Source organism: Mucilaginibacter sp. UR6-1 (assembly GCF_020880975.1).
In the GTDB taxonomy this organism is placed as follows: domain Bacteria; phylum Bacteroidota; class Bacteroidia; order Sphingobacteriales; family Sphingobacteriaceae; genus Mucilaginibacter.
The window spans coordinates 1,052,503-1,065,846 of record NZ_JAJIWP010000002.1 but is presented as its reverse complement, the minus strand read 5'-3'; the positions used below and the strand labels follow the sequence as shown (position 1 = coordinate 1,065,846).

11 protein-coding genes and 1 tRNA gene are annotated in these 13,344 nt (G+C 44.1%); 5 read left to right on the top strand and 7 right to left on the bottom strand.

Annotated elements, in window-relative coordinates; genetic code table 11:
• Nucleotides 1–26: 26 nt before the first annotated feature.
• The 6 genes from LJ707_RS10030 to LJ707_RS10005 all read right to left on the bottom strand — a co-directional run bounded on the left by LJ707_RS10030 (nucleotide 27) and on the right by LJ707_RS10005 (nucleotide 6,355).
• Nucleotides 27–108 (bottom strand) — tRNA-Leu (locus LJ707_RS10030).
• A 108-nt stretch (nucleotides 109–216) separates the two neighbouring features.
• Nucleotides 217–1,620: an undecaprenyl-phosphate glucose phosphotransferase gene (locus LJ707_RS10025; protein WP_255678845.1), complete on the bottom strand. Its 1,404-nt coding sequence runs from the start codon at nucleotides 1,618–1,620 to the stop codon at nucleotides 217–219.
• Nucleotides 1,621–1,882: 262 nt separating this feature from the next.
• A complete protein-coding gene (locus tag LJ707_RS10020; RefSeq protein WP_228950674.1) occupies nucleotides 1,883–3,205 on the bottom strand; it encodes a nucleotide sugar dehydrogenase in 1,323 nt (440 codons plus the stop codon).
• Nucleotides 3,206–3,292: 87 nt separating this feature from the next.
• A complete protein-coding gene (locus tag LJ707_RS10015; RefSeq protein ID WP_228950673.1) occupies nucleotides 3,293–4,228 on the bottom strand; it encodes an SIS domain-containing protein in 936 nt (311 codons plus the stop codon).
• Nucleotides 4,229–4,299: 71 nt separating this feature from the next.
• On the bottom strand, nucleotides 4,300–5,073 hold the full coding sequence (gene kdsA / locus LJ707_RS10010; protein ID WP_255678844.1) for a 3-deoxy-8-phosphooctulonate synthase: 774 nt from the start codon (nucleotides 5,071–5,073) through the stop codon (nucleotides 4,300–4,302).
• 67 nt (nucleotides 5,074–5,140) lie between these two features.
• Complete coding sequence (locus tag LJ707_RS10005; RefSeq protein ID WP_228950671.1) at nucleotides 5,141–6,355, bottom strand: NAD(P)/FAD-dependent oxidoreductase; 1,215 nt, start codon at nucleotides 6,353–6,355, stop codon at nucleotides 5,141–5,143.
• Here LJ707_RS10005 and LJ707_RS10000 point away from each other — a divergent pair.
• From LJ707_RS10000 to LJ707_RS09990, 3 genes are all read left to right on the top strand, one after another.
• Nucleotides 6,354–6,983, top strand: a complete 630-nt coding sequence (locus LJ707_RS10000) for an NADH-quinone oxidoreductase subunit A (protein ID WP_228950670.1) — start codon at nucleotides 6,354–6,356, stop codon at nucleotides 6,981–6,983. The two genes, LJ707_RS10005 and LJ707_RS10000, sit on opposite strands and share 2 nt — an antisense overlap.
• Nucleotides 6,973–7,455, top strand: a complete 483-nt coding sequence (locus LJ707_RS09995) for an NADH-quinone oxidoreductase subunit B (RefSeq protein ID WP_255678843.1) — start codon at nucleotides 6,973–6,975, stop codon at nucleotides 7,453–7,455. The genes LJ707_RS10000 and LJ707_RS09995 overlap by 11 nt, the downstream gene beginning before the upstream one ends.
• Before the next feature lie 767 nt (nucleotides 7,456–8,222).
• Nucleotides 8,223–9,158 carry an endonuclease/exonuclease/phosphatase family protein gene (locus tag LJ707_RS09990; RefSeq protein ID WP_228950669.1) on the top strand — a complete coding sequence of 312 codons (936 nt, stop codon included), beginning with the start codon at nucleotides 8,223–8,225 and terminating at the stop codon, nucleotides 9,156–9,158.
• 58 nt (nucleotides 9,159–9,216) lie between these two features.
• On the opposite strand, the gene proS is transcribed toward LJ707_RS09990, so the two are convergent.
• Nucleotides 9,217–10,689 (bottom strand): proline--tRNA ligase, encoded by a 1,473-nt coding sequence (gene proS, locus LJ707_RS09985; protein ID WP_228950668.1) that lies wholly within the window; start codon nucleotides 10,687–10,689, stop codon nucleotides 9,217–9,219.
• Between the two features lie 103 nt (nucleotides 10,690–10,792).
• On the opposite strand from proS, the gene LJ707_RS09980 reads away from it, so the two are divergent.
• Both LJ707_RS09980 and LJ707_RS09975 read left to right on the top strand, forming a co-directional pair.
• Nucleotides 10,793–11,704: a hypothetical protein gene (locus LJ707_RS09980; RefSeq protein ID WP_228950667.1), complete on the top strand. Its 912-nt coding sequence runs from the start codon at nucleotides 10,793–10,795 to the stop codon at nucleotides 11,702–11,704.
• A 39-nt stretch (nucleotides 11,705–11,743) separates the two neighbouring features.
• The gene (locus LJ707_RS09975; RefSeq protein WP_228950666.1) at nucleotides 11,744–13,225 is read left to right on the top strand and encodes an OmpP1/FadL family transporter; all 1,482 of its coding nucleotides are present in this window, start codon (nucleotides 11,744–11,746) and stop codon (nucleotides 13,223–13,225) included.
• The last annotated feature ends 119 nt before the right edge of the window (nucleotides 13,226–13,344 follow it).

The window sequence follows — 13,344 nt, the reverse complement described above, 5'->3', positions numbered from 1 at the left end:
GACTTTGAAGGCTTTTACTTTTGCTGTGCGGAAGAAGGGACTCGAACCCCCACGCCTCGCGGCGCCAGATCCTAAGTCTGGTGCGGCTACCAATTACGCCACTTCCGCATTAGGATTTTTACAGGCTGCAAAGATAGCGTTATTTACCTATTATTAAAATACAATTTTAATAATAGGTAAGTGACTAATTATCTTGCTATTATTTTTTATATGAATTTAATAAGCATTCTCCTCACCCCTTACCGCATTCCAAAAGGTAAGGAAGATGATCTTCAGATCAAGCAAAAACGACCAGTTTTCAAGGTACCATACGTCAGCCTCAACACGGGCCATCATATCTTCGGTAGTTTTGGTTTCGCCACGCAGGCCTCGTACCTGGGCCCAGCCGGTAATACCGGGTTTTAAAAAGTGGCGCACCATAAAGCGGTCTATCAGTTCTGAATACTCTTCAGTATGCTTTAACATGTGCGGGCGTGGCCCTACTACAGACATGTTGCCGATCAGCACGTTAAAAAATTGCGGCAGCTCATCCAAACTGGTTTTACGCATAAACTTACCGATTTTGGTGATGCGGTCATCATCCTTGGTGGCCTGACGCTTATCCGAATCATTGTTCACCTTCATACTACGGAATTTGTAGCAGTTGAATGATTTATTATCACGCCCTGAACGTGCCTGTACAAAAAATACCGGCCCCTTTGATTGCATTTTGATAATGATGGCCAGTATTGGGAACAGCCAGCTAAACACAAACAAGATGATGAACAGCGAGAAACCAATGTCAAAAAAACGTTTGATAGCCCGGTTCAGTATGTTCTCCAAAGGCTCCGGCCTGATGGATATTACCGGGATATGCCCGAAGCTTTGTATCAGCGTAGGTTTAATACCGTAATCATAATAATCAGGAATGAATTTAAAGCGGATAAGGTTTTTATCAGCCTCCAGCATCAGCCTTTCAATCTTTTGCGCTTCGGTACTTGGCAGTGTACAAAATATCTCATCAACCCGGTTGCTTATCGCGTAGTTGATAGAATCGTTGGTACTCCCCAGATACAGCGCTTCGTCACGCAGTTTATTGGGGTTATCATCAAAAAAGCCCACTACACGGTAACCGCGGCTTGGGTTGGTATTAAAAAAGTTTGCCAGATCATTACCAATACGGCCGGCACCAATAATTATAGCGCTGCGCGAATCAAGCAGCAAAGCCCTGTCGCTACGGCGAATACTCAAAAATATGAGCTTCCAAAAGCCAAGCAAAAAGCCAAACAAAGCGAGCGAATAGAATAGATATTCGCGGGTGATGAAGTAGGCTTTAGTACCAATAAGTATGATAATGGTAAAGCAAATAAAGCTTACAAATAAAAAATAAGTTTTTATAAGCCCCCGGTAAGTGCGTATTGAATCCTTATTCAGCACATGCTCATACAGGCCGGTAATATTGGCTGATAGAAGCCATATCAGGTTAAACACCAGCACTATAGGCAAGTAGTTTTTATTACTGATCCAGGAGATGTATGACTTATCCTCAATTAGATAAGCTATCACCATGCTCAGATTTAATATAATATAATCAATAGTTAGGTTGATAGCCTTAATAAAAGTAGTATACCTATGAATCATAGAAACGGATAACTGTAAATTAGACAGCTAAAAATTATTAAGTTTTTAAATTTTAAAGACTAATATTATGAATTTTCAGCCCTGATGCGAACAAAATTAAGAAAATTAAATTCTCATGCTAATAAAATCGTATAAATTAACCTTATCACCAAAGGCACAATGTTTAATTAATATTTAATCAAAATTCGCATTCAATGGTCTGAAATAAATTTAACATTAAATATAATTATTTATTAAATAATATACCAACCGTGTTAAATTATCATAACCTGCCGCTTATAATATCCCGGTTAAGCAAGCCCTTCAAATCATACAAAACCGAGTTGTCACTCCTTTTCAGGCTGGTATAGTCGAGCGTTAAAAATTCGTTGTGGGCTACAGCAACAATTATGGCATCGTACTTATGTTTTAACTGCTGCCTGTCGGCTATGGTTTTTATACCATACTTAACTGAAACTTCTGCCGGGTTAGCCCATGGGTCATATACTTCATAGGCGGTTTCAAACTCATCCAGCACTTTTATAATATCTATTACACGGGTGTTACGTACATCGGGGCAATTCTCTTTAAAAGTAAAACCTAACACCAGCACATCGGCATTTTTTACGGGGATGCTGTTCTTTACCATTAGCTTTATCACCTCAAGGGCTACGTAAGTACCCATGCCATCATTAAGCCTGCGGCCTGCCAGTATTATTTCAGGATGATAGCCAACCTCCTGTGCTTTTTGGGCCAGGTAATATGGGTCAACACCGGTGCAATGCCCGCCAACCAGGCCGGGTTTAAACTTTAAAAAGTTCCATTTAGTGCCCGCAGCCTCCAGCACATCATTGCTGTCTATCCCTAACAAATTAAAAATTTTGGATAGCTCATTTACAAAAGCGATGTTGATATCGCGCTGCGCGTTCTCTATTACCTTGCTGGCCTCGGCTACCTTAATGCTTGGTGCTTTGTGTGTACCCGCTGTTATAATACTCCGGTACAAATCATCAATAAAATCAGCAGCACCGGGTGTTGAGCCCGATGTTATCTTCAGGATATTGGTAAGCGTATGCACCTTATCACCCGGGTTAATACGCTCAGGCGAGTATCCCGCAAAAAAGCCCTCATTAAATTTAAGGCCCGATACACGTTCAAGTATCGGCACGCAAACCTCTTCGGTTACACCGGGGTACACGGTTGATTCATAGATCACCACATCATCCTGCTTTAACACACCGGCAACAGTTTCGCTGGCTTTTTCAATCAGGCTGAGATCTGGGCGGTTATGCCTGTCAGTTGGTGTGGGTACTGAGACGATGTAAACATTGCAGGCCCTTATATCTTCCGGCTTTGAAGTTAATTGCAAGCCGGCTTGCTGCCTGTTAAGTACTGATGTTAGTTCATCCTGCGCTATCTCCAGCGTACGGTCATGCCCGCGGCGCAGCTCACTGATGCGTTCGGCACTTATATCAAAACCCCAAACCGGATATTTTTTGGCAAATTCCACTGCCAGCGGCAAGCCTACATAACCCAGGCCAATAATTGCTATGTGTACCTTTTGCGGCGGCGAAAAAACGGATGCGGGAGTAACGGTATCTGTCATTTACAAAAAATGCTATACTGCGATAACAGTATTCAGGTTGAATAAAAAACTAACTAACCCATAAATACGGGTAGCTTATATTTTGTTTTACTGGTTGTATATTTGGTATACCCCTTCAATGGTACGGCTTTTGGCATCACCTACTAAAACCGTGGTAATCTTTTTATCGATCATCAATTGCTCGGCATTGCTCATAAGTTCATCACTGCTGATAATAATGGGCGATGTGGTCATGATATCCGCTATTTTCAAGGTATGGGTATCGCTGTTCTTTATCAGCGCACGGCGCAGGTCGCCATCGGTAACAATGCCTTCAATACCAGCGCTGCTGCCAACCATTACCATGCCTAAACGCCCGGCGGACATACGCATCAGCAGATCTGTAAAAGAGGCTCCCTTATCAATATAAGGCAGGTTATCGGTACGCATCATGTCCTTAACCCTGGTGAGCAGCTTACGCCCCAGGCTGCCGCCGGGATGAAAGCGGGCAAAATCCTCATGCTTAAAATCGCGTGCTTCCATCAGCGCGATGGCCAGGGCATCGCCCATTACCAGCATGGCTGTAGTGGATGATGTTGGTGCCAACTCAAGCGGACAAGCTTCTCTCGTTATTTTAACATTTAGGTGATGGTGGCTGTTTTTAGCGATGGTTGATGCAGGGTTACCCGTAATACCGATAATAATATTATTATGCCATTTGAGGAATGGTATGAGCTTCAACACCTCGTCTGATTCGCCGGAGTATGAGATCAGGATCACTACATCGTGCTCACTGATCATACCCAGATCGCCATGAAAAGCTTCCGCCGGGTGCATATAAAAGCTCGGCGTACCGGTGCTGGCCAGAGTAGCGGCAATTTTTTTACCTATAAGGCCCGATTTACCTATGCCGGTAACAATGGTTTTGCCACTGCTTTGCAATATGGTGCTAATTGTATCGTCAAAAGCATCATCAAGCAAACCGGCTACATGCGTAAGCGATTCTATTTCGATATCAAATACTCTCCTGGCGATGTTTTTCATTCTTCTTGAACCTGAATTCTCAGAATTGGAGAATTGACAGAATTGATTTTTCGGATTTGTATCTATACTATTTAAACCATTGTTGCTATTACCTTTTCCAGATCCTGGAGCTTGAGCATGTTGGGGCCATCGCTGAGGGCATTATCCGGGTCGGGATGCACTTCCATAAAATAACCGTCGGCACCAAATGCTTTTGAGGCAAGGGCCATCATGGGTACAAAGGTACGGTCGCCGCCCGTTTTGCCGCCTGCACCGCCCGGGCGTTGTACCGAATGGGTACAATCCATGCAAACCGGGTGGCCAAAGGCCTTCATATCGTATATATTCCTGAAATCAACCGCAAGGTTATTATAGCCATACATATTGCCACGTTCGGTTAGTATCACCTGGTTATTACCTGCCTCAATTACTTTTTGGGCCGGATAAAACATATCGGCGCCCGAAAGAAACTGCGCCTTTTTAACATTCACTATCTTTCCGGTTTGCGCGGCAGCAACCAGCAGATCAGTTTGTCGGCATAAAAACGCGGGTATCTGCAAAACATCAACCACCTCGCCCACTACTGATGCCTGGTGGCTTTCATGAATATCAGTCAATATGGGTAAGCCAAATCGCTCTTTTACATTATTCAGCATCTCTAAACCCTTCTCTAATCCCGGCCCGCGGTATGAGTGGATGGATGTACGGTTAGCCTTATCAAACGATGATTTGAATATTACCGGCACATTGAATTTTTGCCCTACTTCGGCAACTTTTTCGGCAACGGTATACAGCAGTTCCTGGTTTTCCATAACGCAGGGACCTAATATAAAGAACGGCTTTTGCCGTATTTGTTCAAACAACATAGCAGTTATATTAATATCAGCAAAGATGATAAAATTCGGGCCAATTATAAATTTTTGCCAATTTGGCTTACAGCGCCTGCGCGATAACAAAACCGCTTGCCCATGCCCATTGAAAATTATAACCGCCCAACCATCCCGTTACATCAACACACTCGCCCCCAAAATACAGGCCAGGTACCTTTTTAGCTTCGAGTGTTTTTGAAGATAGCTCATCAGTTGATACGCCGCCGCGCATTACTTCGGCCTTATCATACCCCTTATCACCTGCCGGTTTTACCTTAAATTGATGCAGCAGACTTTCTGTCAACTCAACATCTGCCTTAGTTAGCGATGCCAGATTTTTTTGTACCGGCAGCCTGTCGGCCAGTGCATCGGCAAACTTGCGGGTAAACAAACCCTGCAGCAATGCCAGTAAGGTTTTTTTACCGTTTATGGTACGCTCCTGCTGTATCAGTTCGGTTATATTCTGCTTGGGCAGCAGGTCGATATTAATAAATTCGCCGGGTTTCCAGTATGATGAAATTTGTAATATAGCCGGACCGCTCAACCCCCAGTGGGTAAACAGGATATTCTCTTCAAAGCTGATCCTGTCATTCCATACCCGGCAAAAAATACTGTTGCCTGATAATTTTTCATACCATGGCTGATCTTTACCTGTAATAGTTAACGGCACCAACGCTGGCGCGGTATCAACAACGACCATACCGAATTTGCGCGCTATGCGCATCCCTATATCCGTAGCACCCAGTTTAACAATCGGTAAACCGCCCGAAGCCATAACTACCTTTGGCGCGAATATTTTTTGCTCGCGCATGTGCTGTTCGTATACAATCTCAAAACCGCCGTCGGTTTGTTCAATACTTTTTACTGTAGCATAATAGTATATCTGCTGCTGCAGATCATTACACAGGTTGGCAAACATGTTCACCACATCGCGGGCCTTATCAGTTACCGGGAACAACTGCCCCAGCGTTTTTTCTTTTCCGCTGATGCCGTAAGTTTCAAAAAAGGAGATGGTATCATCTACCGTCCACTGCGCGAAGGCCGATTTGCAGAAGTGTTCATTTTTTGAAATGAACTGCTGCGCCGAGGCATACAGGTTGGTATAATTACACCTGCCGCCACCACTAATAAGTATTTTGGCGCCGGGGCGGTCGTTCTTCTCCAATATCAATACACGCTTGCCTAAAAAGCCGGCTTGTACGGCACACATTAGTCCGCAGGCGCCCGCTCCAATTATTATAGCGTCAAAATCTGTTTGTTTTATTAAATTTGCTGTCATGCACGAGGTTTCGCAAATATCCGAATTTGGCAAGATACTGATATTTTTAATAGTCGGTTTTTTAGCCGTTGGCTTAACCTTTTTTTTGAACAAACTTTTATCAAGGCAAAACCCTAACGAATTAAAGCTATCATCATACGAGTGTGGCGAAGAACCAACCGGCAGTGCATGGCTACCCTTCAACTCACGCTTTTATGTTATAGCCCTCATTTTTTTGCTGTTTGATGTAGAGATGGTATTCGTTTTTCCGTGGGCTACGGTGTTTGGTAACCATGAACTGATAGCCGCCGATAACCGCTGGGGATGGTTCGCCTTAGTTGAAATGTTTATATTTTTAGGCATACTGATATTGGGTTTGGTATATGTTTGGCGCAAAGGCGACCTGGAATGGATAAAACCAAAGGTTAGCATACCAAGCAGTGGCGTGAACATTCCTGCCTCGTTGTACGAAAAAATAAACCTTGAAGAAAGCGCTTACCGTGTAAGGCCGTTTAATACTGAGCCTGTAGCTGCCGCGGCTACTGCAAGTACACCAACCAATGCTGCGCCACCTGCGGCCGCTGCCGAAGCACCTGTACGCAAACCTATGTTTAAACCAACTTTTAAAAAGCCCGGAAATGACGCCTGATATAACCAATGAAAGTGGTGGTTTAGTGATAACTAAAATGAACGATCTGCTCAACTGGGCACGTATGTCATCCCTATGGCCGTTGAGCTTTGGTATTGCCTGCTGCGCTATCGAGATGATGGGCTCCATGGCATCAACGTATGATCTGGACAGGTTTGGCGTGTTCCCCCGCCCGTCGGCACGCCAGGCGGATGTAATTATTATTGCCGGCACCGTTACCTTTAAAATGGCCGAGCGCATTAAACGCCTTTACGAGCAAATGCCCGATCCTAAATATGTTATCTCTATGGGCTCATGCTCCAACTGCGGCGGCCCTTACTGGCAGCATGGCTACCACGTAGTAAAAGGCGTTGACCGTGTTATACCCGTTGATGTTTACGTACAAGGCTGCCCCCCACGCCCTGAAGCCCTGATAGGTGCTATCCTCGAACTACAGAAGAAAATTGAAACCGAGCAATTGGTTAGGATATGATGGAATTTTTTAGACGCTAACTACCAGGCTTTGCTTCTTATTTTGCTTGGCATTGTTGGCCTTGCGTACGGTTTGCTAAAGAAACAGCAAAAAAACTATCTTTTAAAAAGCGGAATAAAAACTATTGGCATCGTTGCTGACCACGAGCTTGGTAGCATGTATGGTTCAATCAGAAAATCAATTTATTATCCAGTAATTGAATTTGAAGACAATGAGGGTAAATTACGTAGATTGAAATCTGACTTTGGCTACAACTTTAAAGTATTCAAGCAAAATCAGCAAGTTGAAATATATTATGACAATACAAATTTTCGTAAGTTCATCCCATGTTAGCTGGTATTATATTTTTTATAGCCGGTATATATCTTTTAATTAAATAATCATTACAAGGTTTTATTGACCTCCGGACTATAAAGGGTATTTAAATTCTTCTGTATGTGTGTATACGCACACATTCAACATCGAGCGTTACGCCACCAATAATTTACAGCCACAAGATAATTTTGAGGATAAGGCGGTATTTTTTCATAATAATGTTTATCAAACTTAAATAATTAAAACAACTTATGCGGTTACAACATTTAATAGCAATAATTTAATATTGCCAAGCCGGGTTAGGCATGGCATCTTAAACCCACAACATGTATTTAGCTTTAACCATCACAAGTTTTCTGCTTGTATTTCTTGTTTTTTTGCCGCTCATTAAACATAGCTACTGGGTGTTCCGCTCATTGGAGTACCCTCGGTTTCAAAAATTCATGCTGTGCATGGCGGTATTTATTGGCTGGGGCATACTGTACTCCAATACAAAGCAAATCAACATTTACGCCTTCGCGGCCCTTTGCATAGCCATTATTTACCTCATCATTAAAATATACAATTACACTGTATTTGCCCGTAAAGAGGTAAGCAGCATTAAAAGCCGCAACCCTAAAAATGAGATAAAAGTACTGTCAGCCAATGTATTTCAGGATAATACCGAATACCAAAAACTGCTTGATCAGATAAAAACCGTTGATCCTGATGTGATATTTTTGCTGGAAACGGATGCCAAGTGGGAAACAGCAATGAATGAACTGGAGGCACATTACCCGCATATGCTGAAAGCGCCGTTGCCAAATACTTACGGCTTGCTATTTTACAGCCGTTTTCCGTTGAGCGATGCGCGGGTAAACTATCTTATCAAGAACGATATACCATCTATTGAAGCCATTGCTGAACTGCCTTCAGGACAAAAGGTACAATTGTGGGGCCTGCACCCCGAGCCGCCGGTACCGGGCGAAAGCCTGTACTCTACCGCAAAGGATAAGGAGCTGATGAAGATAGCCTTTAAAGCCCGTGATTGCAGCCTGCCGATCATTGTGTTCGGCGATCTGAACGATGTGGCGTGGAGCCATACCACTACCCTTTTCGGTAAGGTGAGCGATTTGCTGGATGTACGTAAAGGCCGTGGGTTTTACAGTACATTTTCGGCCAAGCACTGGTTTTTACGTTTTCCGCTGGATTATATTTTCTGCTCGGCCGAGTTTGGCCTGGTACAAATGCGCCGCCTGCCCTACAACGGATCAGACCATTACCCGATATTCACCCACCTGATATTCAACAAGCGCCTTGAAAATTTGCAGGACGGACCCGAAGCCGACAGTGATGATATTGAAGACGCTAAAGAAATACTTGAAAAGGAAGTAGAAAAAGAAGATTAAGCAAAAACGGGGTTAAGCGATGTATTCACTTAACCCCGTTTTGTTATCAGACAAAAACCTAATACGCCCTGGCGAACAATACCCGTTGGGTTGATGGTTTGCCGGTTAATATACATTTACCTTCCTGCTGCACATTGTTTAATGGTATGCAGCGAATGGTTGCTTTGGTTTCCTCTTTGATACGCTGTTCGGTTTCAGGTGTACCATCCCAATGTGCTGATAGGAAGCCGGGTTTTTCGTCCAGCAAACGCTTAAACTCCTCGTAAGTATCTACCTCGGTAGTATTTTCCTCACGGAAATTATAGGCCTTGCTATAGATGTTGGCTTGTATTTCCTCAAGCAATCCTTCAATAACACCTGCCAAACCTTCTTGCTGTACCGTTTCCTTGGTTTTAGTATCGCGGCGGGCAAGCTCAACCGTACCGTTTTGCATATCGCGGCTACCTATGGCTACACGCAGCGGAACACCCTTCAACTCATACTCGGCAAATTTAAAGCCAGGGCGCTGGGTGTCGCGGTTATCAAACTTAACAGAAATGTCTTTTGCTTTTAATTCGGCCGTTAAGGTTTTAACATACGCGCTGATGTTTTCCAGCTCCTCATCGTGCTTGTAAATAGGCACTATCACTACCTGTATAGGCGCGAGTTTTGGCGGCAATACCAAACCTGCATCATCAGAGTGCGCCATGATCAGCGCGCCGATCAAACGGGTTGATACGCCCCAAGAGGTAGCCCAAACGTAATCAAGCTTACCCTCTTTATTGGCAAACTTTACATCAAACGCCTTAGCAAAATTTTGCCCTAAGAAGTGCGATGTACCTGCCTGCAAAGCCTTGCCATCCTGCATCAGCGCCTCAATACAATATGTATCTAACGCACCGGCAAAACGCTCGTTAGGTGTTTTACGGCCACGAACCACTGGCAATGCCAGCCAGTTCTCAGCAAAATCGGCATATACGTCAAGCATTTGCTCGGTTTCGGCAACAGCTTCTTCAGCGGTAGCATGAGCGGTGTGGCCCTCCTGCCATAAAAACTCACTGGTACGTAAAAACATACGGGTACGCATTTCCCAACGCATTACGTTGGCCCATTGGTTAACCAGTATGGGCAGGTCGCGGTATGATTGTATCCAGCCTTTGTAAGTATTCCAGATAATTGTCTCCGATGTCGGGCGGATGATCAGCTCTTCCTCCAGCTTAGCGTCCTCGTCCACAACTATCTGCCCGTTCTCATCATTCTTCAGGCGATAATGGGTAACCACCGCGCATTCTTTCGCGAAACCCTCAACGTGGCTCGCCTCTTTGGAGAAGAATGATTTTGGGATCAACAATGGAAAGTAAGCGTTGCTGTGGCCGGTATCCTTGAACATCTTATCAAGCACGGCCTGCATTTTTTCCCATATCGAGTAGCCGTAGGGCTTGATGATCATGCAGCCGCGCACGGGCGAATATTCGGCCATGTCAGCTTTTATTACTAACTCATTAAACCATTGCGAATAATCTTCGTCTTTACTAATAATGCCTTTGCTCATCTTATATTTGTGGAATGAAATTTGACCGTTAGATTAATATATAGTGCTGCCAAATTTATAAATTTAAAATTTATCCGGGTTCGAACTTTTTACCAAACAATACATGAAACTTCATATAACATTAGGAATTGCCTTAATCAGTGCTGCAGCACTGAGTTCCTGTTCTACAACCAAGCTGGCCTCCAACCAGAGTATTGCCGACGATGACGTATACAATACCATTGCAAAAGCCGGTGATGTGCCTGTATATGCCGCACGCCCCGTTTACCGCAATGAAGACCCGGGCGTAGGCAGCGATGGTTACGAGGATGATTACTACACAACTGATGATGAGTATTATTATTATGACGATTACTCATCGCGCATAAACCGTTTCGGTTACTTTTCGCCGTTCGGTTATTACGATAATATGTACTATGGCTACGCGCCATACGGTTATGGTGCGGGTTACGGCTTTGGCCTTGGGTATGGATATGGTGGCTGGGGCCTTGGCTTAGGTTATGGCTGGGGCGGTTATGGCTACTCGCCATGGGGCTACGGTGGCTTAGGTTATGGTTACGGGGGCTATGGCTATGGGCTCGGTTATGGCGGCTTAGGCTATTCATACTGGGGTACCGGCTGGGGTGGCTCACCTTACTGGGGTGTTTACTCTGCTTACCGCTCATCAGGCAATGCCCGCCCAAGCAGAGGTACAGGCAACCCGCGCAGCGGTTTAACCGCCGGGCGTAACGGTATGGGTAATAGTGGTGGCAATACCGGTTATTATCCAAACAGGCCAAACAGGCTTAATGGTACAGGCTCTTCATCAAATGGCTCATACACAGGCCGTGGCAATAATGGCGCAGGCAGAGATATTAGCGGCGACAGCCGTATTTCAAGGCCAACCCGTGAAACACCTTCTTACCAACCTCCGGCTACATCACGTCCGTCATCATCACCATCAAGCTTTGGCGGTGGTTCATCAGGCGGCGGTTCACGCGGCGGTGGCGGTGGTGGTCGCCCTTCACGTAACTAATTATTTTTGTCTGAATTATCACGTAACATATATCACTACATGAAATTAAAATATATACTGAGCGCGATGGTTATGGTAGCCATTGCTAAAAGTAGCTTTGCCCAATATTCACAGGATGCTATCAGGTTTTCAACTACACAACCGGGCTCAACGGCACGCATTAAGGCCATTGGTAATGCCAATGTTGCTGTAGGTGGCGACCTTACCTCGGTAAGCGGAAACCCGGCAGGCTTAGGCTTTTTCACCCGTTCGGAAATGAGTGTTACCCCTGAATTTAACATGTTTAAATCAAACAGCAGTTATTTGGGTAACAATACAAACGATAGTAAAAACAATGGTAATTTAAATAACGCGGCTGCTGTTTTTTACTCACAGTTGAACACGGCACGCGGTGCAAGCAAAACCGAAGGATGGCTGAGCTTAAACTTTGGTGTGGGTTACAGCCGTACCAATAATTTTTATGACAATACAACCTTTGGCGGCAACAATAATTCAAGCTCTATAAGTGATTATTATACCAACCGGGCTAATGCAAGCGGAACCGATTTATTAGCTGATTGGGCTTACGCACATAAACTTGTGAGAGATTATAGAGACCCAAATAATGTACCATACTATGGCAGTGCCGTAATTATTGATAATAACACCGATGCTATACAACGCAACGTAATTACCCGTACAGGCGGCCAATCGGAATTCAATCTTTCACTTGGTGCTAATAACAGCAACAAATTTTACATAGGTGCAAGCCTGGGTATAGCAACCATTAACTATAACTCTACCCAGATATTTTCAGAAAGCGGTGTATTGTCATCCTTTGAAAACAATACAAATGTGAACCGTGATTTTCAATCGGCTTTTATGCAGGATCAGGCTACTCGCGGTACCGGTGCAAATGTTAAGCTGGGTATGATCTACAAACCGGTTGAGTCTTTACGCCTGGGCTTTAACTTTACCTCGCCTACCTGGTATAATATGGAGGACACTTACCGCGAAACACTGGCAACAGATGTAAGCGGTGTTAACAGTTTCCGTAATTCGGAAGTGTACACCTTGAATTACGATTTGCGTACACCGTTAAAGGTAGCAGGTGGTATAGCCTACTTTTTCAAAAACTACGGTTTTATTACGGGCGATGTGGAGTATGTTGATTATAGTTCAGCCAAGTTAATGAGTAATGACAGCTATGATGCTGATTTTGAAGACAACGGCAACATCCGTACCTTTTATAAAGGTGCTGTAAATACACGTGTTGGTGCTGAAGCCCGTTTAGGCCGCTTTGCTTACCTGCGTGGTGGTTATAATATTTTTGGCAACCCAATGCGCGATAACGGCAGCAACATCAAAACCGCGTCAGGTGGTTTAGGCTTCCGTTCAGGCCATTACTCTGTTGATGCTACCTATCTGCACAGCACCGGCTCGAACACTATTTTCCCTTATGAGGTTGGAGATGCAAGTCCATCAGCTTTGATAAAACGTACTAATGATAATTTGTATCTGACGCTGAGTTATAGATTTTAATCTGAACCTGAATTTTCAGAATTTGAGAATTAACGGAATTTTGAATTGCATATTTTTATAAAAAGAGAAGCCCCGCTGATTTAGCGGGGCTTCTCTTTTTATGTATGATGTATGAGCTT

Coding starts and splice junctions, on each gene's coding strand:
- LJ707_RS09975 (WP_228950666.1), top strand. CDS start 11,744: ATGAAATTAAAATATATACTGAGCGCGATGGTTATGGTAGCCATTGCT.
- LJ707_RS09990 (WP_228950669.1), top strand. CDS start 8,223: ATGGCGGTATTTATTGGCTGGGGCATACTGTACTCCAATACAAAGCAA.
- LJ707_RS10025 (WP_255678845.1), bottom strand. CDS start 1,620: ATGATTCATAGGTATACTACTTTTATTAAGGCTATCAACCTAACTATT.
- LJ707_RS10000 (WP_228950670.1), top strand. CDS start 6,354: ATGCACGAGGTTTCGCAAATATCCGAATTTGGCAAGATACTGATATTT.
- kdsA (WP_255678844.1), bottom strand. CDS start 5,073: ATGTTGTTTGAACAAATACGGCAAAAGCCGTTCTTTATATTAGGTCCC.
- LJ707_RS10015 (WP_228950673.1), bottom strand. CDS start 4,228: ATGAAAAACATCGCCAGGAGAGTATTTGATATCGAAATAGAATCGCTT.
- LJ707_RS09980 (WP_228950667.1), top strand. CDS start 10,793: ATGAAACTTCATATAACATTAGGAATTGCCTTAATCAGTGCTGCAGCA.
- proS (WP_228950668.1), bottom strand. CDS start 10,689: ATGAGCAAAGGCATTATTAGTAAAGACGAAGATTATTCGCAATGGTTT.
- LJ707_RS09995 (WP_255678843.1), top strand. CDS start 6,973: ATGACGCCTGATATAACCAATGAAAGTGGTGGTTTAGTGATAACTAAA.
- LJ707_RS10005 (WP_228950671.1), bottom strand. CDS start 6,355: ATGACAGCAAATTTAATAAAACAAACAGATTTTGACGCTATAATAATT.
- LJ707_RS10020 (WP_228950674.1), bottom strand. CDS start 3,205: ATGACAGATACCGTTACTCCCGCATCCGTTTTTTCGCCGCCGCAAAAG.